Here is a 20829-nt window from a genome sequence, read left to right as displayed (position 1 = left end):
CATCGGAGGCGTTCGGGTGGGCAGCGCCCATCCCATCGTCGTCCAGTCGATGACGAACACCGATACGGCGGATGTGGCGGCCACGGCGGACCAGGTCCGGGCCCTCTGCGAGGCGGGTTCGGAAATCGTCCGCATCACCGTGAATACGTCACGTGCCGCCCGGGCGGTGCCGCGGATCGCGGAACGTCTTTCCGGCCTGGGCATCGAAGTCCCCCTCGTCGGGGACTTCCACTTCAACGGGCACATCCTCCTGCCCGGCCATCCCGACTGCGCCGCCGCCCTCGCCAAGTTTCGCATCAACCCGGGCAACGTCGGCCGAAAGCGGCGCGACGAGCAGTTCGCGACGATCATCCGCTCCGCGATCGAGCACGACAAGGCCGTCCGCATCGGCGTCAACTGGGGTTCGCTGGATCAGATGCTCCTGACCCGGCTCATGGATGAGAACGCGCGCCGCGCGGAGCCGCTGGATGCGCACCGGGTGACCCTCGACGCGATCGTGGAGAGTGCGCTGGCCTCCGCCGAAACCGCGGAAAGTCTCGGTCTCGGACCCGACCGGATCGTGCTCAGCGCGAAGGTGTCGCGCGTGCCGGATCTCGTGACCGTGTACCGCGAACTCGCGTCCCGCTGCGACTACCCGCTACACCTCGGACTCACGGAAGCGGGGATGGGGCGGAAGGGCACGGTCGCGTCCTCGGCCGCCCTCGCCATCCTGCTCTCGGAGGGGATCGGCGACACGATCCGCGTGTCGTTGACGCCGGAACCCGGCGCCGACCGGACCGAGGAGGTCCGGATCGCGCAGCAGCTGCTGCAGTCGCTCGAGTTGAGGAGCTTCAAGCCTCAGGTGACGGCGTGCCCCGGCTGCGGAAGGACGACGAGCACCTTCTTCCAGCAGCTGGCGCTCGACGTCGAAAGCCATATTGCGGATCGTCTTGCGGCCTGGCGGGAGCATTATCCCGGCGTCGAGGACCTCTCCGTGGCCGTGATGGGGTGCGTGGTCAACGGGCCGGGCGAGTCGAAGCATGCGGACCTCGGTATCTCGCTGCCGGGGGTCGCCGAGGCGCCGACCGCGCCCGTCTACGTCGATGGCGAACACCACTCGACGCTGCGCGGCGACGGGATCGTGGAGGAGTTCCTGCAGATTCTCGACGGGTACGTCGAACGCCGCTTTTCCTGAGACTGCGAGACTGCGGGGAGAACTGCCGGCTAGCGGCGGGCCTTCTGGCGACGCCGACGCCGACGCCGACGCCGTTCCGCCGCCTTCATCTTGCGACGGCGCGCCTCGCTCGGCTTCTCGTAGAACCGGTGCTTCTTGATATCCCGGAAGATCCCGGCTCGCTGGACCTTGCGGCGGAATTTCCGCAGCGCGCGGTCGAGTTCTTCGTTGTCGCGTAGCGTGTACTGCAAGTGTAAGCCTCCCTGGCAGGGCAACTCTGACGGCCCGTAGGCGCAACAGGGCCGAAGTTTAGCGGCCGCCGCGGCGGCGCGTCAAATATCCCGCCCACGCCCGGTCACGGCCCGATCCTCCCCCGGGCGGCGTCCGGGGTCCGCACACGGCGCGGAACCAGGCGAAACGGGGACGGGAAGTTTGCATCGAGGGCACGTTCAAGCCTATAGTAGGTCTTGGAAGCCCGAGGACCGTGTGGCTGGGATGAAGGGGAATCGAGGAGATTGTCCGACCTTCCGGCGGCACGGTCTTTTGCGTCTCTGGCAGCTACGTAAGGCGTAAGGAGGCTGGACATGGCAGGTCCCGTTGCCATCTCATCGGACGGCACCCTCGAACTCGAAGGCCACGCCTATCTGATCCCCGCAGAGTTTTCCGCCCGCGAAGTTTACAGTTACCGCCGCCTCATGGAGCCGATCCCGGACATCCCCGGCGGTACGAGCCTCAACCCGGAACAGCGCCGCCGCCAGCGCGCTTACTTTCTCCGCCGCGCCGCCGCCTGTATCATCCCGGGCTTGCAGGTAAAATCCCTCGAGGGGCTCCCGCTCGGCCAGTTGCAGCACATGCACGAGTGGATCGTAGCCCACCGACCCGATCTCTCGGAGGCTGGCCGGCTGCCTGGATAGGAACCGTGGCCTCCCACGCCATTTGGGCCACGGATGAGCGCAGGTTTCCGCAGAGCGAAGATCGTCAGCACGATCGGCCCCGCTTCCTGGGACCGGGACGTGCTGCACGACCTGATTGAGGCCGGCAGCGACGCAGTTCGCATCAACTTCACTCATACGTCGACGGATCGCGCCGCCGGCATGGTACGGAAGATCTCCGACGTGGCCCGCGAGGTCGGTCGGCCGGTGGCGATCGTCGGCGACCTCGGGGGACCGAAGATCCGGGTCGGCGATCTGCCGGGCGACCAGCTCGATATCGAGCCTGAAGGCACGTACTGGTTCTTTCCCGAAGGCGAAGATCCCCCCGCGGGCAGCACGCCGCGCGGACGGATTCCGACCACGTATCCGGAGTTGGCCGAGGAGGTCGAGCCCGGAACCCGGATCCTTCTGGACGATGGGCACTTCGAGTTCGCGGTCCGCGAAGTCTGCGATGACCCGCCGTGGGTTTCGGCGGTGGCCTTCAGTGCCGGCGTCCTCAAATCCCAGAAGGGGATCAATCTCCCCGGCGTGCGGGTCGGCGCGCCGGCGCTGACCGAGAAGGACATCGCGGACATCGAGTTCTCCGTCGAACAGGTCATCGACTACCTGGCGCTGAGCTTCGTGCGGCAACCGGCCGACCTCGAAACGACCCGCCGGAAAATGGACCGGGGGTGCCTGCTCATCGCGAAGATCGAGAAGTCGCAGGCGCTGGAGAACCTGGCGGAGATCCTGCCTCTGAGCGACGCCGTCATGGTCGCGCGGGGCGACCTCGGCGTGGAGCTGCCGTACGAGGAAGTGCCGATGATCCAGAAGCGGATCATCGGGTTGGCGCAGGAACGGGCGCGGCCGGTGATCACGGCGACGCAGATGCTGGAGTCGATGATCGAGAGCCCGCAGCCGACGCGGGCGGAGGTGTCGGACGTCGCGAACGCACTGCTCGACGGCACCGATGCGGTGATGCTCTCGGCCGAGACCGCCGCGGGCGGGTATCCTGTGCAGGCCGTCCTTACGATGGACCGGATCATCCGCCGGATCGAGCACGAGCGGCTGGGACGCACCGGGCGGGCGGGCAAACAGGTGGAGGGCTTCTCGAAGATCCAGCAGACGACATCGGGAGCGATCGCGGCGGCGTCGCTGATCGCGGTCGAGCGCGTGGGCTCGCCGTTCATCGTGACGTTCACGCAGAGCGGCTACACGGCCCGCATCGTGTCGGCGCAGCGTCCCTCGGTCCCGATCCTGGCGATCACGGACCAGTGGAGGACGTACAACCAGCTGGCGCTCGTGTGGGGCGTGCAGCCGATCCTCTTCCACGGCGGAATCAGCTATTCGAGCATGCTCGACAAGGCCCGGGATGTGGCCCTCGAGCTGGGCATGGGCGAGGCGGGGCAGCGTTTCGTGGTGACGGCCGGAGTCCCCTTCCACGTCCCCGGCACGACCAACATGATGCGCGTCGAAGAGTTGTGATCCGCCTCTTCCGCCACTGACGCCCGGCCCGTGAGAGTCCGTTTTCTCGGTACCGGTACTTCCTTCGGGGTTCCGGTGATCGGCTGCGACTGTGCGACGTGCCGCTCGTCGGACCCCAGGGACCGACGCACGCGCCACGGACTCCTCATCGAAGCCGGCGGGACCCGTCTCCTCGTGGATACGCCCCCGGAACTTCGCCTTCAGTTGCTGCGGGCGGGCGTCGAGCGGCTGGACGCCGTCTTTCTCTCGCACGAGCACGCGGACCATACGCACGGGATCGACGATCTGCGGATCTTCTCTCTCCGGGAGCGCCGGCCCATCCCGTTCTATGTGGCGCGCGAGTTCGACGCCGGCATCCGGAGCCGCTTCTCGTATATCTGGGGAGACGCCCCTTCCCAGCCCGGATCCGCGGTGCCCCGACTCGATCTGACGCTTTTCGACGACCGCGACGTCATCGAGCCCGGCGGGCTCCCGCTGCAGGTCGTTGCGCTTCCGCACGGGGCGTACCGCAGCTACGGGTTCCGCGTCGGCGGTCTCGGAGTCCTGATCGACGCGAAGTCCGTACCCGAGGATGCCATGGAGGTGTTCGCGGGCGTCGACGTCCTCGTCGCGAACGCGCTCTGGTTCGGAGACCCGCATCCGGGACACTTCTCGATGGAGGAGGCTGCGGCGACGGCGCGTCGACTCGGGGCCGGACGCACGTACATCACGCACATCGCGCACAGGACGAGACACGAGGACATCGAACGGCGCCTCCCGGCCGGCGTCACGCCGGCGTACGACGGACTGGTGGTGGAACTGTGACGGCACCCCGGACCACGGAGCGCATCCGGAATTTCTCCATCATCGCGCACATCGACCACGGGAAATCGACGCTGGCCGACCGGCTGCTCGAGCGTACCGGCACGGTGGACGCGCGACGGATGCGGAAGCAGATCCTCGACTCGATGGAGCTTGAGCGCGAACGCGGGATCACGATCAAACTCAACGCGATTCGCATGGCCTACGGGTACCGGGACGGCGTCGAGTATCAGCTCAACCTCATCGACACGCCGGGGCACGTCGACTTCGCCTACGAGGTGAGCCGGAGTCTCGCCGCGTGCGAGGGGGCCCTCCTCGTCGTCGACGCGACGCAGGGCATCGAGGCGCAGACGCTCGCGAACCTCTTCCTCGCACTCGAGGCGGATCTCGAAGTCGTCCCCGTGATCAACAAGATCGACCTCCCCGCGGCCGACCCGGAACGCGTCGCGGCGGAGATCTCGGAGTTGATCGGCGTGGATCCCGCCTCGACGATCCAGGTCTCCGCGAAGGAAGGGACGGGAATCGACGCGGTCCTCGACGCCATCGTCGAGCGCGTCCCGGCCCCGGGCGGAGACCCCGGGGCGCCGTTGCGGGCGCTCATCTTCGACTCGCAGTACGACCGCTACCGCGGGGCGATGCCCATGCTGCGCGTCGTGGATGGCGAACTGCGCGAGGGGCTGCGCATCGGTTTCGGACGCCACGAGGCGGTGTACGAAGTCGACGAGGTCGGCTTCATGCGACTCGGGTTCGAGCGCGCCGGCGCCCTCCGCTGCGGGGAGGTCGGGTATCTCACGGCCCAGATCAAGAACGTGGGCCATACGCGGGTCGGCGATACGGTGCTGGACGCCGGAGATCGCGCTGCGGAGGTCCTCCCCGGCTACCGGGAAGCGAAGCCGATGGTCTTCGCCGGCGTCTATCCGACGGACTCCGACCAGTTCGAGGAACTCCGCGAGGCGCTCGAGAAGCTCCAGTTGAACGACGCCAGCCTCAACTACGAGCCGGAGACATCGGGCGCGCTCGGCTTCGGGTTCCGGTGCGGCTTCCTGGGGCTCCTCCACCTGGAGATCGTGCAGGAGCGGCTGGACCGGGAGTTCGGCGTCGACCTCATCACGACGCTGCCCAGCGTGGAGTACCAGGTGACGCTCACGAACGACGACGAGATCCAGCTCGAAAACCCGTCGAAGATGCCGGACCGCGTCCACATCAGCGAAGTGCGGGAGCCCTTCGTCCGGATTCGCGTCGTGTCGCCGGCCGAGTACATCGGCGCGATCCAGAGGATCTGCCACGATCGGCGCGGGAAGTACGTCGACCTCCAGTACCTGGATCCCACCCGGGTCGAGATCTCCTATTCGATGCCCCTGGGCGAGATCGTGCTCGACTTCTACGACAAGCTGAAGTCCGTCTCTCGCGGATACGCTTCGCTCGACTACGAGGTGACGGGCCACGAGCGTTCGGACCTGGTGAAGCTGGATATCCTCCTCAACGGGGCGTCCGTGGACGCACTGAGCGTTATCGTGCACCGGAGCCGGGCATACGACTTCGGGCAGAAGATGGCCCGCAAGCTCAAGGAACTTATCCCGCGGCAGCTCTTCGACGTGGCGATCCAGGCGGCGATCGGGCGGGACGTGATCGCGAGGACGACAGTGAAGGCGCTGCGCAAGAACGTGACCGCCAAGTGTTACGGAGGCGACATCACGCGAAAGCGGAAGCTTCTCGAGAAACAGAGGGAGGGGAAGCGGCGCATGAAGCAGATCGGGAGCGTCGAGATCCCCCAGGAGGCCTTTCTCGCCGTCCTGCAGGTCGAAAGCGACTAGCGCCGCCGTGCCGGCGGCGGCTGGAGCGGTTCGGCTCGCCGGTCTATGATTCTCCGAAGCGTGCCGGGCGGCGGGGTGTCCCACCAGCGGGAGGCGGGTAGGGGCGTGAGCGGAAGAAACCACATCATCGGCGTCGATCTTGGGGGAACCACGATCAACGTCGGCGCCGTTCCTGTGGACGGCGGCACCGTGCTCGGCATGCATTCGCTGCCCACGGACGCCCACATCGGCGCGAAATTCGTCGTGGACCGGATCGTGTCGATGATCCGCGACGTCAAGCGCGATGCCGCGCGCGAGGGCGGATTCGACGAGGACGCGATCGTCGGCGTCGGAACGGGGGCGCCCGGGCCGCTGGACCGCGACACGGGCACCGTGATCGAGACGCCGAATCTCGGGTGGCGAAACTTCCCTCTCCGCGACCTGATCGTGAAGGGAACCGGACTCGAAGCCGAACTCGACAACGACGCGAACGCCGCCACGCTCGGGGAGTGGTGGCGCGGCGCGGGGCGGGGGGTCGACAACCTCGTGGGCATCACTCTGGGGACGGGGATCGGCGGCGGAATCGTGCTCGACGGCGAACTCTACCACGGAGCCTCGGACGCGGCCGCGGAGATCGGACACATGACGATCGATTCCACGGGCCGGAAGTGTGCGTGCGGCAGCTACGGTTGCCTGGAGGCCTACGCCTCCGGGCCCGCGATCGCGGCGCGCGCGGTGGAAGGACTGAAGGCAGGCGCCGAGAGCATGCTTCTGGATCTCGTGGGCGGCGACCTGCGGGCGGTCACGGCCGAAGCCGTATCCGATGCCATCGTGGCGGGCGACCAGTATGCCGCCGACGTGATGCGCGAGACGGCGGGATATCTCGGGACCGGCCTGGCGAACCTCATCAACATTCTCAACCCGGAGATGATCGTGGTTTCCGGGGGGGTGACGCGGGCGGGCAAGCACCTCTTCGATCCCCTGCGCCGTGAGGTCAGAAAGCGGGCGTTCCGGCCGGCGGCCGAGGCGTGCCGGATCGTGCGCACCGAACTCGGGGGCATGGCGGGAGTCATCGGGGCCGCCGCCGTGTTCCGCGTCGCGCGGCTCGGACCCCTCTGAGTCATGCCGCGGCTCGGGGTCGTGGGGACGATGGTCTGGGACACGATCCGCGCCCGGGACATCGGCCGGGAGGGCCCGGTGGAGGAATGGGGAGGGATCGCCTATGCGCTCGCTGCGGCCGACGCCGCCGTGGCGGAGGCCGGGGAAGGCTGGACGCTGTTTCCCATTCTCAAGATCGGAAGGGACATGCGCGAGGCGGCGGACCTCTTCCTCGGGGGACTCGAGCGGGTCGACTCCTTCGATGGCGTGTGGACAGTGCCGGAACCGAACAACCGGGTCGAACTCGTTTACCTCGATGACGCGCGGCGCTCCGAGAAGCTCACCGGCGGAGTGCCGGGCTGGACCCGGGAGGAACTCGTGCCCCTCGCACGCTCGTGCGACGCGATCTACGTGAATTTCATCGCCGGCTGGGAGGTGGACCTCCCCGCCGCCGCGGCGCTGCGGGCGGCGACGGGGGGTCCGGTCTATGCGGATCTGCACTCGTTGATGCTCGGCGTGGGGACGGACGGAGTGCGATCTCCGCGTCCGCTCGACGACTGGCGCGCCTGGCTCTCCTGTTTCGACGTCGTGCAGCTGAACGAGGACGAACTCGGCACGCTGGCGGCGGGCTGGGAAGATCCATGGGCGCTCGCCGCGGACGTGGTGGGTCCGGTCACGCGCGGCCTCCTCGTCACGCTCGGGGAGCGGGGCGCCGCCTGGGTCGCGACCCGCAGCTTCTGGCGGGCGCCGGCCGATCCGCCCCCGCCGCCCGGCGCCGTTGCGCCCGCGGAAGCGCTCGTGAGCGGGAAGGTGGAGCCCGAGGCGCCGGTATCCGGGGGCGACCCGACCGGCTGCGGAGACGTGTGGGGGGCGACCTGCTTCGTCACGATGCTGAGCGGCGAGGATCTCGAGTCATCCGTCGGGGCGGCTACGCGGGCGGCGCAACGGAACGCCGGATTCCGCGGCGCATCCGGGCTCGGCGAGTACCTGCGCTCCGAGACGGGCGTCCTGACCGGCAGGGCCGGATGTCCGGCGGCGGGTTCCGCGTGAGCCGGGTCGTCCGCGTCCCCGAACGCCTGGACGAGGCCTCCTTCGAGACGCTGGTCCGGCGCGCCCGCTCGGAGGGCAATCCGACGGCCCGTCTCCTGCTCGATGCCCGCTCCGTCGGCTGGGTGTCGCCGTACGGGCTCATCGGCCTGCTGGCGGTCGGTCAGGAGGCGCGCCTTCGCACGGGACTGCCTCCGCTGATCGAGCCTCCGCGAGATTCCGAGGTCCGTTCCTACATCAACCGCATGCGCTTCTGGCCCGCCGCGGCACAGGTGTTCGACCTGAAGCAGCTGCCGAAGCCGTCCCTCGAGATCTCCGACGCCCTCATCGAAGTCACGACGATCCGCTCGCACGAGGACGTCCATTCGGTCGTGGAGGGTGTGCGGGACCGGGCGCAGCGCATCCTGCACGACCGGCTCGGCTACCCCCGCCCCGCCGTGATCCACTTCTCCGTCATGCTGTCGGAGGTGTGCCAGAACATCCTCGAACACGCCAACTCGATCGGCTGGGTGTGTGCGCAGCGGTACCGGTGGCAGCGACGTCTGGGCCGCGACGTCGTCGTGCTCGCCGTGATGGATGTGGGCGTGGGCTTCGAGGGCTCCCTGGGCGCCGAGCATGCGCGCCGCTATGGAGAGCGGTGGTCGGCGGCAGCCGCATTGGAGGCGGCCTTTCTGCGCGGCGAGTCGCGCTTCGCGGATCCCGGTCGCGGCCAGGGCCTGCAGGCGATCCGAAGCCAGATCATCAAGTGGAACGGCGCCATCCGCATCCGAAGCGGCGATGCGAGCATCGCAAGGGTGCCGGACTGGGACGAAGGCGAGCCGCTCAGCACGGATCTGCCCCGTTTTCCCGGCGCTCAGGTGCTGATCGTCCTGCCCGAGCGGGTCGAGAGAGAAAGGGCATGATCGCGTGAGACCGGCGGTCGCCCACACGACGCTGTTCAGCTACCTCGTCACGCGTCCGACCGGACGGACGGTGCGGGCGACGGTCGAACGCCAGATCGCCGATGCCGACCGCGCGGTCCTCGCGGTCCTCGACCTGCGCCACGTCCCCGTGATCGATTTCTCCTGCGCGGACGAAATCGTCGCGAAGCTGGTCCTGCTCGGTTCGGACGCCTCGCCGCGCCGGTCCTTCATCCTCTTTCGCGGGATCGCGGAGCACCACCTCGGACCGATCGATTCGGTCCTGCGGCACCGGGGGCTCGCGGCCGCCGCCGAGAATACCGACGGGGAACCGTTGCTGATGGGCGCGCTCGATCCCGGCGCCTGCGCGGTGTGGCGCGAGATATGGAGTCTCGGCCGCACCGGCGCATCTCCGCTCGCCGACCGGCTCGAACTTCCTCTCGACCGGGTGCGCGGGCTGCTCGATGACCTTGTCGCCCGGGCGCTCGTCATTCGTGACGGCGAGCGGTATGTGTCGCTACACCACGCCCTGCTCGATGCGGAGCCGCAGTCTCCCGCTCCGGCGGACGGCGGGGACCCATGAGCCTTCGGCGCCGAGCGGGAGTCGTGCTGGCGGCCGGCTTTGTGATCGTGGGGGTTCTCACGACGTTTGCGTGGTTCCATCTGCAACGATCCATGCAGCCGCGATCCGGCCGGCACGTCCTCCCGGGCCTGGCGGAGCCGGCCGTCGTCACGTTCGACGAGTGGGCGGTTCCCTCCATCGCCGCCGGGACCGAACTCGACGTCATGCGCGTCCAGGGGTTCATGCACGCCTCGGATCGGTTGTGGCAGATGGAACTCTTCCAGCGGGTCGCGCGCGGACGCCTGGCCGAACTCTTCGGTCCGATCGCCCTGGACGCGGACCGCCTCGCGCGCACGCTGGACCTGTGGTCGGCGGCGGGCCGCGAACTCGACGAGATGGCGGGATCGGAGCAGGCCCTGCTCGAAGCCTACGCGGAGGGCGTCAACGCCCGCATCGCGAGCTGGCGAGGGCCGTGGCCCCCCGAATTCCTTATCCTCGGCATCGAGCCGCAGCGCTGGAGTCCGCAGGCGTCCCTTTCGATCGGGCGCATCATGTCCCTGGATCTCTCCGAGTGGCGGGAGGAACTGGACCGGATCACGGCGCTCGCGACGCTCGACGCGGATCACCGTCGGGCGCTGGGGACCGGATACCCCGCGTGGGGGCCCACCATCCTCCAGGACACGCTCCCCTCCGGCACCGCGCCGCCGCGTATCGCCTTCGCGGAGACCCCGATGCCTCCGGACCCGGGCGCCGCGGCTTCATCCCCCGACCCTTTGACCTATCTCTCCCGCTTCGGCTTCCACGCCTCGAACTCGTGGGCTCTGGCGGGTTCGCGCACCGCGGATGGCGTTCCACTGCTCGCAAACGACATGCACCTCGCCCTCCGCGCGCCGTCCACGTGGTACCTCAACTCCATCGTGGCCGAGGATTCGGACCTGGCCGTGGCGGGCCTCTCCATCCCGGGAGCTCCCGGCGTCATCGTCGGGCTCAACCGCCATGTCGCATGGTCGTTCACGAACGGGGAGGTGGACGACGCGGACTTCGTCGTCGAAGGCATCAACCTGGACGGGTCGATGTATCGCGACGCCGATGACTGGCGACCCTTCGAAACCCGTACGGAGGAGATCCACGTGCGGGGTCGCGACGAGCCGGAGAGCTGGGTCGTACGTTCGACGGCGCGCGGACCGGTGATCACCGACGTCGTCCCGGCCGGAGGACTCACGCTGTCGCTGCTGTGGACGGGCCTTGAGCCCGGGGGTCCCTTTGCGGCGCTCCTCCGGATGAACCGGGCCTCCGACGTGGACGCGTTCGTGGAGGCGGTCGCGCACTTTCGTTCGCCTCACCAGAACGTGATCTATGCGGCGTCGAGCGGAGAGATCGGCTACCGCATGGCGGGGTCCGTGCCCCTGCGTCCGGCGGGAGAGGGCGCCTCCCCGATCTCCTTCGAGCGCCTGCCCGCGGGCTGGCCGGGCTTCTGGCCGCCGGAGGCGATGCCGGCGCTGCGAGATCCGGAACGGGGATATCTCGTCAGCGCGAACAACCTCCAGGCACGGCCCCTGTTCGGACGGGTGGGCGCGTACTATCCGGCGCCGTTCCGGGCTCGGCGCATCGATGACCTCGTGTCTCGCGCGTCGGACTGGACGGTGGAGGAGATGCGCGAGACGCAGCTGGACAGCCACAGCCTCTGGGCCGAGCGCTACCGGCCACGCGCCGTCCGCGCCGCGCGCCGCGCGGGCCTCGATTCGCTCGCGCTTCGGCTCGAGCGCTGGGACCTGCGCATCGAAACGGAAAGTCGGGGCGCCGTCCCCTTCTTCACCTGGCTCTACCGCCTGCGCGAGCTCATCGTCGCCGACGAATTCGAGGACGGAGACGGGTGGTTCCCCGATCTCGCGTTCATGGAGATCGTCGAGACCGGCGACAGCGCCTGGGTCGACGATTCGCGCACGCCGGAGGTCGAGCGCCTCGAGACGCTGGAGGAAGAGGCGGCCCGCACCGCAGCGGGCGTGCCCGGGAGCTCGTGGGGAGAAATCCATCGCGAGCGGTCGGCCCACCCGCTCGGAACCGTGGCGTGGCTCGACCGCCTGTTCGGTTTCCACGTCGGACCCTATCCGTCGCGTGGCGGGCCCCACACGGTTCGCCCCGACGCCCCGTCTCTGAGATCGCGTCTCGACTCCACGGCGTGGAGGTCCCCGGTCGTGAGCGAATACGGCCCCAGCGCGAGATTCGTCGCTCGCGCCGCGCCCGCGGACATGGCGGGCTACTTCCTGCTGCCCACGGGCCAGGCCGGGAACCCGCTCGATCCACACTATCGAGACATGGGCGCCGTGTGGACCGAGAGTCCGCTCATCGAACTCCGCCCGGGCCGGCCGTCCGCAACGGTGGAAAGCGAGCTCCGATTTCTGCCCGGCTCTCGTTGACCGCCGGACGGCGGAATCCTACCTTTCTCAAGCCCGCTGGCCCGTCGACTTCGAGGTGTCGGCAGGGCACGGAAGCGCTCCCCGACCCGCGCCAGGATCCAAACGATTTGAGCATCGCCACCGTTGAGAGCACACTCGATGAGATCGAGAGATTCCTCGACGACATCCGTCCCGCGGTGCGCGCGGATGGAGGGGACATTCAACTCGTTTCGTTCGACGCGGAAAGCGGACGCGTCGCGGTCCGGCTCGTCGGCGCCTGTTACGACTGTCCCATGTCGACCGCCACGCTTCGTGCCGGGATCGAACAGCACCTCTGCCATGCGCTTCCAATAGTCCATTCCGTGGAGGCCGTCGCGTAGTCGAGCGCCGACCCGTGTCCGACACACCGACCCGCGGCTCCCGGCCGCTTCCGATCATGGACCCCCCGCCCGGGGGCCAGGGGCCGCCGCCGAAGGAGGGCCCCCGCGAAGAGGCGCGTCGGCATCCCTCGCAGGCGCCGCCCATGCCGGGCGTGGGTCGCGTCGTCGCGGTGAGTTCGGGTAAGGGCGGCGTCGGAAAATCCACGATCTCGACGAATCTTGCCGCCACCTGGACCCGGCAGGGCCATCGCGTCGGCCTGCTCGACGCCGACATCTACGGCCCGGACATCCCGACGATGTTCGGTATCCAGGAGAAGCCCCGGATCGACCGCGAAGAGGTCGTGCCCCTGGAGGCGCACGGGGTGAAGCTCATGAGCATCGGCTTCCTCATCGAAGAGGACGCCCCGGCGATCTGGCGCGGACCCATCATCATGGGGGTCATCCGCCAGTTCCTCCAGCAGGTCGCATGGGGGGAACTCGACTACCTCGTGATCGATCTGCCGCCGGGGACGGGCGACGCCCAGTTGTCGCTGTGTCAACTCGTGCGCGTGGACGGAGCGGTAATGGTGACCACCCCCCAGGATGTGGCCGTCGGCGGCGTGCTGCGCGGTATCCGGATGTTCGAGAAGCTCGAGGTGCCGGTCCTCGGCATCGTCGAGAACATGCGCGGTTTCGCGTGTCCCGGTTGTGGCGAGACGCACGACATCTTCGGCGCCGGCGGCGGTGAGCGACTCGCCGGTTCGATCGACGTACCCTTCCTGGGCGCCGTGCCGCTCGGCGTGGCGGTTCGCGAGGAGAGCGATCGAGGGGTCCCGACGTCGATCGGAAGACCCGATGCACCGGAATCCCGAGCTTTCGCAGGTATCGCGTCCGAGGCCGTCACCCGCCTGGAGGCGGTGGAGGCCACACGCCAGGAGGCGGCCGGCGGCTAGCCGTGCTCCACGATGACCGAGCCGAGCCCGGCGACCAGCGTGATCTCCAGCCGCACGCGCGCCGTGTCCCAGTTTGGGCTTAACCAGTAATCTCCCACCTTCTCGAAGCTCGCGGCGTTCAGTGAGGCGAGGCCGCTACGCCGAACGCGGACGCCGATATGCGCCGGAATCCGCATCAGGAGTTCGCCCAGCCCCATCCTGATCTCGGCCTCGGCGCTCGATCGCCACGATCCCGAGAAGTCCAGGACCACGTCGCCGACGAAACCGTAGAACTCGAGGCGCCGGAAGCGGGCGTTGCCGAGGTTCTCGGCCGTGAAGGCCGTCGCGCCAGACTTGATGGACAGCAACTCCATCGCCGTGCGGTTCTCGCGGGCGAAACCGACCTCCACGTCGCCGGCTCCGGTGATGATCTCGAGCGCCGTAAGGTGGGCGCCGCCGAGGTCGAGGCGCGCTCGTCCGGCACCGATCCCCAGCCGCAGATCCGTGGGCACCGAGGAGTTCAGCGACAGGTCCAGCCTTCCCGTCGCGTCCGCATTACGAGGGAGATCCTCGAGCTCGAGTTCCAACTCGCCGGACCGCATCGCATCGTCGGCATCGCGCCGGTCCTCGGAAGACGAAGCCGTGGTCAGCCGAAGGTGCCCGGTTCGACCGACTCGGCGCCATTCGCGACGGGGCAGGGAACGTTCCGCGTCGTACCGGAGCCGCACGTCATAAAGCAGATGTGTGTCCGACGGGGATACGTCGAGCCGCCCGCCCGCGTACATCAGTTCGATTTCCAGCGCTTCCAGGTCGCCGAGTTGCCGTGCCGTCCGGAAATCCCGCCACTCCTGCGCCACGACCGGCATCCGCGCTCCGCCGAACAACAGCAGAATCAGCACGCCCGGCAGCATCCGTGCCGCCGGGCGCGCTAGCGGGGCATCAGGCATCGTCTACGGTGTCGGAGGGCGTATCGGCCGCGGCCGCCGGCGACGCACCGCCATCGGGGGCGCTGTCCGCGGACCAGTCGATCACGACGCTCCTTCCGCCGGCCCGCGTGAGCAGGACGCCCCCGAAACCGGCCGTGACGACGACCCATGTGCCGACGATGGCCACGAAGAGGATCAGGCCGCGTACGAAGTCCGCCGCGCCGCCGAACACCCACAGGACGGCGCCGGCGGCGAAGGGGAGCATCAGAAGCGCGAGTCCGCTGACGACGTAGTAATAGGAGTTCGAGCGACGGAGTCTCTCCAGCCATTCGGAGCGGAAGCGGCGTCGGGCGAAGATCTCGCCGCCGGCGTGCGCCGCCGCGAGATATCCGAAGACCCCGGCGAGCCATACGGCGAGAAGGAAGAACGGTAGGACCAGCCAGGTGATGACCAGCACCGTGAGGACGAGAAGCACGGGAAGGAACAGCACCTCGCCGGCGAGGCCCATGGCAAACGAACGGGCGAACTCCAGCCGAACCGTATCCGAGACGGTTTCCAGTCGGCGGCGCCCGAAATACACGAGCAGCAAGCCGAGGGCGGCGAGGACGATGAACGCGCACCCCGCGGCGACCACGCCCTCGGCAGCCCGTCCGAAGTTGCGCGCGAGACGCGATCCGAGGCCCGGCTGCGCCGGCCGCATCCGCATCGGGGCTTCGAACGACTCGACCCGCTGAACGGAGGGAGCGTCCGGTGCCGACCTCGCGGAGGGTTCCGAAGGCGCCAGCCGGATGTCGGAGAGAATCTCCCCTTCGACGCTCGACGCATCTTCGCTGAAGTCGACGTCGCCTCCCACCTGAAGCACGTCGCCTCGCACGCGGGCGCTGCCGTCCAGCACGAGCGTGCCGTCCAGCACGAGGATGTCGCCCTCGACGCCCCCGGCGAGTCTCAGTGTTCCGTCGAGAATGGCGATGTCTCCGGGGATCGTGGCCTCGGCGAGGACCTCATGGTCGCCGTGGACGATCATGGCCAGCCCATCCTCGATGGACTCGCCGGACTCGCCGAGCCGATCGAGCGCGTCGCGCAGGCGATCCAGCTCGCCGGTGACGTCGAAACCCAATCCGCCGGGAACGATCTGCATGGGTCCGGATCGACCGGACACCGCCGGCGCCGCCTCGCCCGTCGGAAGGGCCGGCGCCGCGCCGGTCGGCGACGGCGCGGCGAGCCCGAGAATCGCGTCGATCCGACCAGCGAGGGCCAGGGCCGCGTGCCGGTCGGTGGCCTCCTCCGACGATCTCCACTCCTCCAGGAACCGCCGGAAATCGACCAGGCCGCCGCGCACCGCGGAAGCATCCTCTCCCGCGTGTTCGCGGAGGAACTCACGCCAGGCGCTCTCCAGGCCGCCGCGCACCGCATAGGATCCGACCCCGATTCCGTCGACCTCGACGGTCTCGCCCTCGAAACGAAGTCGATGCTCCGTTCCGCTCTCCAGTTCGAACCACAGCTCGGCCCGGCCGCTGGCCGAGAGCGTGATCGCGGCGTCGGCGATGCCGACCTCCTGCGCGCTGACGGGAAGCGCGACCGCGAGACAGGCCAGGAACGCCAGCCCCCGGGTCATGCGGCCCTCTCGATGCGAACGCGTCGTGGGAGCGGCTGCCGGAACAGTCTGGCCATGTACCAGAGAGAGGCGAGCCCGACGAGACTCGACAGCGCCAGGCTGCCGAGCGCGGCGGTCGGGCTGATCCGGTCGGCAATCGATCCGCCCGCGTCGACGAGGCCGAAACGGTACGCCAGGCGGCCCGCCGCGAGCATGGCGTCGACAAGCACGGTCCGCGCACCGCTGAAGGCGACTGCGAGAAGCTGACCGGGGGCCAGGCCCTGCGCGCCGAACAGCCAGGCCGCGGCGCCTCCCGACACGGTCAGCGTGGCCGCACCCGCTGTGGCCAGCGCCGCCCGGCGCCGCCGCGCGAAGCGGAGGAGGCGCTCGGGCCACGGGACCGGCAATCGCACGCGGGCCATGACGGCCGAGGCGAACGCCGGAGCGGGGGACCAGGCGCGGAGCCCGGAGAGCGCGCGGTCGAGCGCCGGATGAGGCAGGTCGACCTGCGCCAGGACATCGCTCGCGAAGGAAGGCGTGGGCGACCACTCGGGCAACTGTGCCAACCGGCGGTCGAGCGCGGCGCCCGCGAAGTCGATCCGCCGTGCGACCCTCTCCGCAAATCCGTCGGTCGGGCGATGCGCGGTCAGGCCTTCGAGAAACGCGACGACGTCCCGCAGCGCCTCCACTTCCTTCCGGCACCGGGCGCACGCGACCAGATGCGCGGCCATCGTCCCGTGCGGGGACGCCGCCGACCTCCGGCTGGCGAATCGCTCGATTTCCTCAGGTGTAAGGTGCGACAAGTTCACTCCTGTTCTCCCTGGAGGCGTCGGCAACCCGCGGAAGAAGCACCCGCGGGCTTGCTACGGCTCCGTCAGATGTACGAGAGCGGCCTTCAATTCGTTTCTCGCCCGGTGGATATAGGTCTTCACCGTCCCGAGCGGGATCTCCATCACCTGCGCGATTTCGTCGTACGCGTAGCCCTCGATGTGCCGCAGGAGGATCGCGGTTCGGTATTCGGGTCGCAGTTGTCCGATGGCCGCTTCGATCTCGGATCCGAGTTCACGGGCCTCGAGAAGTTCATCCGGTCGTTCGTCGCCCGAGACGAGCGTGATTTCCGTTGCGGCCTGGCGATCCGGGGTCACGGCGTCCGGCGCCCCGTGCATGGAAACGACATCGAGTTCCTTCTTGCGCAGATGATCTATCGTCAGGTTGTAGCCGATCTTGAAGAGCCAGGAGGAGAACTTGTAGGAGGGATCGTACCTGCGGAGATTGTTCAGCGTGCGGACGAACGTTTCCTGGGCCAGGTCCTCCGCCAGTTCACGGTCCCGCACCATTCGGAAGATGAGAGAGAAGACCGGACGTTCGAACCGAAGCACGATCTCGCGTGCGGCCCGCTCGTCGCCGCGGAGACACATCTCCACCAGCGTCTGCTCGCTGTGATCCGAGTAGCTCACTCGATCCTGTCCCTCCGGGTCGCGGCGGCGCGCCGGCAGCGGCCGGATCGCCGCCGCCGACGTGGCGTGCCGGGTTTCGACCCACCCTACCCCGTTCCGCGACCAATATGCGCACCGAAGGCCGTCGTCGGCATGCGCCGATCCGGTCACCGGGGGGGCGACGCTAGCTCTGGCAGCCGGCACAGAAGAACGAACTCCGTCCGGCTTGCACGATCCGACTGATCGGCCGGGCGCAACCCGGGCACCCGACTCCCTCGCGCTGGTAGACGTCCAGCCGCGTCTGAAAGGAGCCCGAGCGGCCGTTCACGGCGCGATAGTCCCTGAGCGTCGTCCCCGCGCTCTCGAGCGCCTCGCGCAAGACCGCCCTGACCGCCCGATGCAGGCGGCGCACCTCTTCCGTGTCGAGCGAGCCGGCGGGTCGGCGCGGGTCGATCCCCGCGCGGTACAATGCCTCGCTGGCGTAGATGTTCCCCACACCCGCGACCCGCCGCTGGTCCAGCAGCGTGTTCTTGATCGGGGCCCGCAGCGGCGCGACGATCCGAGCCAGCCGCGCGGCGGTGAACGTTCGGCCGAGGGGTTCCGGTCCGAGCGCGTCCGCGCGGGCCTTCCATGCCTCGGGCGTCAGCAGGTCGAAGCCGCCGAGACGTCGGACGTCGTCGTAGAACAGCGTCCGGCCATCGTCGAGTTCGAGGTCGAGGCCCGGATGCCGGAACTCCGGGGAGTCGGGACGTTCCGAGGCGAGCGCGAAACGGCCGGTCATGCGGACCTGGACGCGCATCAATTGCTCCACCGGACCGTCGATCCCCTCCGCCGCGTGGAGCGGGAAGAGCAGGTACTTGGCCCGGCGGTCCGCGTCTCCGAAGGCGCGCCCGAGCACGGCGCGGGAAAACGACCGCGCCGAAAGCCCTCCGAGGATCAAGTCGTCGTGATGGACGCGGACGCGGCGGATCCGCCGGCCCCGGAGCAGCGGGGCGAGGTCCCGGCGCATCGTCTCGACTTCGGGAAGTTCCGGCACGATGAGCCGCTAACCGTCCGAGGCGGTTCCCGAAGGATGGATCCGCGCCGCTTCGTCCGGACCGAGCCGGCCGGAATCCAGTTCGTGCCACCCGATGTCGGATCGCGAATGGGCGCCATCGAATCGGATCCGGGCCGCGGCCGCGCGGCTGCGCCGCGCCGCTTCTTCAAGCGTCCCGCCGAACCCGGTGATCCCGAGCACCCGCCCTCCGGCAGTGACCAGCCGCCCCTCCTTCATCGCGGTCCCGGCGTGAAACACCCTCACCTTGGCGGAGTCGAAGGCCGGAATCTCGATCGGCCGCCCGGAATCGGAGCCTTCGGGATACCCCGCGCTCGCCATGACGGTGACGAGGGCGTGCCCGGAGGCGGCTTCGGGGCGCCAGCCGGCGAGCGATTCGCCGTGCGCGACCCGCAGCATCGGCTCGAGCAGGTTCGACCTCGTGAGCGGAAGTACGACCTGCGTCTCCGGGTCTCCCATCCGGCAGTTGAACTCGACGACGCGCGGCCCGTCGGCGGTCAGCATGAGCCCGGCGTACAGGAAACCGCGATAGGGGGCGCCGGACTCCGCCATCGCGTCGAGCACCGGTTGCGCGATCTCGCGGCGCACTTCGTCGATGAAGTCCGGGCCCGCCGGGGCCGCGGGGGAGTACGCCCCCATGCCGCCGGTGTTCAGGCCACGGTCGCCCTCCCCGACCCGCTTGTAGTCCCGGGACGTGAGCAGGGGGACGGCGCGCTCGCCGTCCGCCACGAAGAACACGGACAGCTCCACGCCGCGCATGAACTCCTCGATCACGACCCGCCCGCCGGCGTCCCCGAACTTGCGGTCGACCATCATCTCCCGGATCGCCGTCCGGGCTTCCCCGCGCGTTTCGCAGACGATGGCGCCCTTGCCGGCCGCGAGGCCGGAAGCCTTGACCACGAGCGGTTCCTCGTGGCCCGCGACGTAGTCCAGCGCCGCCGCGGCATCGTCGAACGTCTCGTGATCCGCCGTCGGCACGCCGCAGTCGCGCATCAGTTGCTTGGCGAACGCCTTGGAAGCCTCGAGGCGGGCTCCCGCCCGGTCGGGCCCGAAGACGGGCAGGCCGGCCTCGGCGAAGCGGTCGGCGATGCCCGCCGCGAGAGGGGCCTCGGGGCCGACGACGGTGAGGTCGATGCCCCGCCCCGCCGCGAAGTCGAGCAGGCCTCCTACGTCTCCGGCCTGGATGTCGACGAGTTCCGCCGCGCCGAGCATGCCCGGGTTGCCGGGGGCCGCGTAGATCCTGGCGTCCGGTGCGTCGCGGCGGAGGCAGTCCGCGAAGGCGTGCTCCCGGCCGCCGCTTCCGATGATGAGGAGGTTCATGGCGGCAGGATGACGTGCCGGCCGCGTCCCGGCAACGGCTTTTGCCGCGGGTTGCTAGTCTTCCGAGCGTCCCTTGAAGGCGCCGGTCAGCCGATCCCGCAATCGATCCACCGCGGCGTCGACCTCGTCGAAGAGTTCGCGCGCGCCGTCCTGGTAGCCCTTCGCCGCCTCGCGAAGATCCTCGCGATACGGGCGGTCGTCGTTCTCGTCCCGGTGCTGGTATTCGCCCGCCAGGATGCGGTCGTACTCGCCGCTCTCGATCCAGTCGCGCAGTTCGGCCACGCGGATCACGGCGAACGGATGGGTCTGGCCGAGCACGTTGAGCACCTTGTAGACGGCGTCGAGGAGATCGCCGCCGGCCCGGTATTCGTCGGACTGCGCGATGAACTCGTCCAGGTTGAGGGTGACGCCCCGCCCGCCGCCCGCAAGCTGCATCAGCGCGGACATCGCGACCCGCGGATTCTGCACCGCGAGGAGCCCGGCCCGGTCCGACGAGAGTTCGCTCTTCCGGTACCACTCCATGAGGGCCATGAGAATCGGCCGCAGCGCCAATCCCGCGAGCGTGTATCGGAGAATCACCAGGTTGAGAATCAGGATCAGCAGGGTCCGGTAGAGCACATGACCGGACAGGATGTGTCCGACCTCGTGACCGAGCACGCTCTCGACCTCATCCTCGGAGAGGATCTCGAGCATCGAGGAATTGAGGACGATGAACGGTTCGCCGAAGCCGACCGCCCCCGCGTTCACGATCGGCGTCTGCGAGATGTAGCACTCCGGCGGCTTCGCCACGTCGAGCACTTCACAGACGCGGGCGAGACGGGCATGAACCCATGCGTACTGCGTTTCCGACGTGCGCACCGCGTTTGCCTTGAAGGCCAGCCGCAGCGCGCGCTCCCCGAACAGCGCGAGGATCTTTCGCAGGGCGAGGTCGAACCCCGGAATCCTGCGGAGCGCATTCAGTGCCGCCCGGTCCGCCGGGTGTTCCCACGAGACCGCGGCGATCTGTGTGAGGATCCGTCTCTGGTGTTCGTCGCCTGCCGACATCAATCCCCCCCTGCGCGTC

Annotated in this window: 20 protein-coding genes; 12 read left to right on the top strand and 8 right to left on the bottom strand. The window is 69.0% G+C overall.

What is annotated here, in order from left to right:
• Positions 1-16 precede the first annotated feature (16 nt).
• Positions 17-1174, top strand: coding sequence for a flavodoxin-dependent (E)-4-hydroxy-3-methylbut-2-enyl-diphosphate synthase (ispG, locus tag ACOGXI_RS06595; protein ID WP_419938077.1), 1158 nt, complete (start codon positions 17-19; stop codon positions 1172-1174).
• 29 nt (positions 1175-1203) lie between these two features.
• Here the strand turns inward: ispG and rpsU are convergent, their stop codons facing one another.
• Entirely contained in the window at positions 1204-1404 is a 201-nt protein-coding gene (gene rpsU / locus ACOGXI_RS06590) for a 30S ribosomal protein S21 (RefSeq protein WP_310756486.1), read from the bottom strand.
• Between the two features lie 333 nt (positions 1405-1737).
• Here rpsU and ACOGXI_RS06585 point away from each other — a divergent pair, with 333 nt between their 5' ends.
• The 11 genes from ACOGXI_RS06585 (at position 1738) to ACOGXI_RS06535 (ending at position 13457) form a co-directional block, all read left to right on the top strand.
• The gene (locus ACOGXI_RS06585) at positions 1738-2067 is read left to right on the top strand and encodes a hypothetical protein (RefSeq protein ID WP_310756488.1); all 330 of its coding nucleotides are present in this window, start codon (positions 1738-1740) and stop codon (positions 2065-2067) included.
• A gap of 33 nt (positions 2068-2100) precedes the next feature.
• Positions 2101-3549, top strand: coding sequence for a pyruvate kinase (gene pyk, locus ACOGXI_RS06580; RefSeq protein WP_419938076.1), 1449 nt, complete (start codon positions 2101-2103; stop codon positions 3547-3549).
• 75 nt (positions 3550-3624) lie between these two features.
• Positions 3625-4353: an MBL fold metallo-hydrolase gene (locus tag ACOGXI_RS06575; protein WP_419938075.1), complete on the top strand. Its 729-nt coding sequence runs from the start codon at positions 3625-3627 to the stop codon at positions 4351-4353.
• Positions 4350-6164 (top strand): translation elongation factor 4, encoded by a 1815-nt coding sequence (gene lepA, locus ACOGXI_RS06570; RefSeq protein ID WP_419938074.1) that lies wholly within the window; start codon positions 4350-4352, stop codon positions 6162-6164. Before ACOGXI_RS06575 ends, lepA begins: the two co-directional genes overlap by 4 nt.
• A gap of 105 nt (positions 6165-6269) precedes the next feature.
• The gene (locus tag ACOGXI_RS06565; RefSeq protein ID WP_419938073.1) at positions 6270-7262 is read left to right on the top strand and encodes an ROK family protein; all 993 of its coding nucleotides are present in this window, start codon (positions 6270-6272) and stop codon (positions 7260-7262) included.
• A 3-nt stretch (positions 7263-7265) separates the two neighbouring features.
• Complete coding sequence (locus tag ACOGXI_RS06560; RefSeq protein ID WP_419938072.1) at positions 7266-8291, top strand: hypothetical protein; 1026 nt, start codon at positions 7266-7268, stop codon at positions 8289-8291.
• Positions 8288-9190 carry a hypothetical protein gene (locus ACOGXI_RS06555; protein ID WP_419938071.1) on the top strand — a complete coding sequence of 301 codons (903 nt, stop codon included), beginning with the start codon at positions 8288-8290 and terminating at the stop codon, positions 9188-9190. Before ACOGXI_RS06560 ends, ACOGXI_RS06555 begins: the two co-directional genes overlap by 4 nt.
• 4 nt (positions 9191-9194) lie before the next feature.
• The gene (locus ACOGXI_RS06550; protein WP_419938070.1) at positions 9195-9770 is read left to right on the top strand and encodes a hypothetical protein; all 576 of its coding nucleotides are present in this window, start codon (positions 9195-9197) and stop codon (positions 9768-9770) included.
• Entirely contained in the window at positions 9767-12166 is a 2400-nt protein-coding gene (locus tag ACOGXI_RS06545; RefSeq protein ID WP_419938069.1) for a penicillin acylase family protein, read from the top strand. The genes ACOGXI_RS06550 and ACOGXI_RS06545 overlap by 4 nt, the downstream gene beginning before the upstream one ends.
• A 107-nt stretch (positions 12167-12273) precedes the next feature.
• On the top strand, positions 12274-12525 hold the full coding sequence (locus ACOGXI_RS06540) for a NifU family protein (protein WP_419938068.1): 252 nt from the start codon (positions 12274-12276) through the stop codon (positions 12523-12525).
• A gap of 14 nt (positions 12526-12539) precedes the next feature.
• Entirely contained in the window at positions 12540-13457 is a 918-nt protein-coding gene (locus ACOGXI_RS06535) for an Mrp/NBP35 family ATP-binding protein (RefSeq protein WP_419938067.1), read from the top strand.
• Here the strand turns inward: ACOGXI_RS06535 and ACOGXI_RS06530 are convergent.
• The 7 genes from ACOGXI_RS06530 to ACOGXI_RS06500 all read right to left on the bottom strand — a co-directional run bounded on the left by ACOGXI_RS06530 (position 13454) and on the right by ACOGXI_RS06500 (position 20810).
• Complete coding sequence (locus ACOGXI_RS06530; protein WP_419938066.1) at positions 13454-14335, bottom strand: hypothetical protein; 882 nt, start codon at positions 14333-14335, stop codon at positions 13454-13456. The two genes, ACOGXI_RS06535 and ACOGXI_RS06530, sit on opposite strands and share 4 nt — an antisense overlap.
• A gap of 40 nt (positions 14336-14375) precedes the next feature.
• Positions 14376-15977, bottom strand: coding sequence for a hypothetical protein (locus ACOGXI_RS06525; RefSeq protein ID WP_419938065.1), 1602 nt, complete (start codon positions 15975-15977; stop codon positions 14376-14378).
• Positions 15974-16759 (bottom strand): hypothetical protein, encoded by a 786-nt coding sequence (locus ACOGXI_RS06520; RefSeq protein WP_419938064.1) that lies wholly within the window; start codon positions 16757-16759, stop codon positions 15974-15976. Before ACOGXI_RS06520 ends, ACOGXI_RS06525 begins: the two co-directional genes overlap by 4 nt.
• 60 nt (positions 16760-16819) lie before the next feature.
• Entirely contained in the window at positions 16820-17413 is a 594-nt protein-coding gene (locus tag ACOGXI_RS06515; RefSeq protein ID WP_419938063.1) for an RNA polymerase sigma factor, read from the bottom strand.
• 163 nt (positions 17414-17576) lie between these two features.
• Complete coding sequence (gene mutM, locus ACOGXI_RS06510; RefSeq protein WP_419938062.1) at positions 17577-18428, bottom strand: bifunctional DNA-formamidopyrimidine glycosylase/DNA-(apurinic or apyrimidinic site) lyase; 852 nt, start codon at positions 18426-18428, stop codon at positions 17577-17579.
• Between the two features lie 9 nt (positions 18429-18437).
• Entirely contained in the window at positions 18438-19766 is a 1329-nt protein-coding gene (gene purD, locus ACOGXI_RS06505; protein WP_419938061.1) for a phosphoribosylamine--glycine ligase, read from the bottom strand.
• Positions 19767-19820: 54 nt separating this feature from the next.
• Entirely contained in the window at positions 19821-20810 is a 990-nt protein-coding gene (locus ACOGXI_RS06500; RefSeq protein ID WP_419938060.1) for a M48 family metallopeptidase, read from the bottom strand.
• Positions 20811-20829: the final 19 nt, after the last annotated feature.

Origin of the sequence: Candidatus Palauibacter sp. (assembly GCF_965208055.1) — a bacterium.
Lineage (GTDB): Bacteria > Gemmatimonadota > Gemmatimonadetes > Palauibacterales > Palauibacteraceae > Palauibacter.
This window is presented reverse-complemented; position numbering and strand designations above follow the sequence as displayed.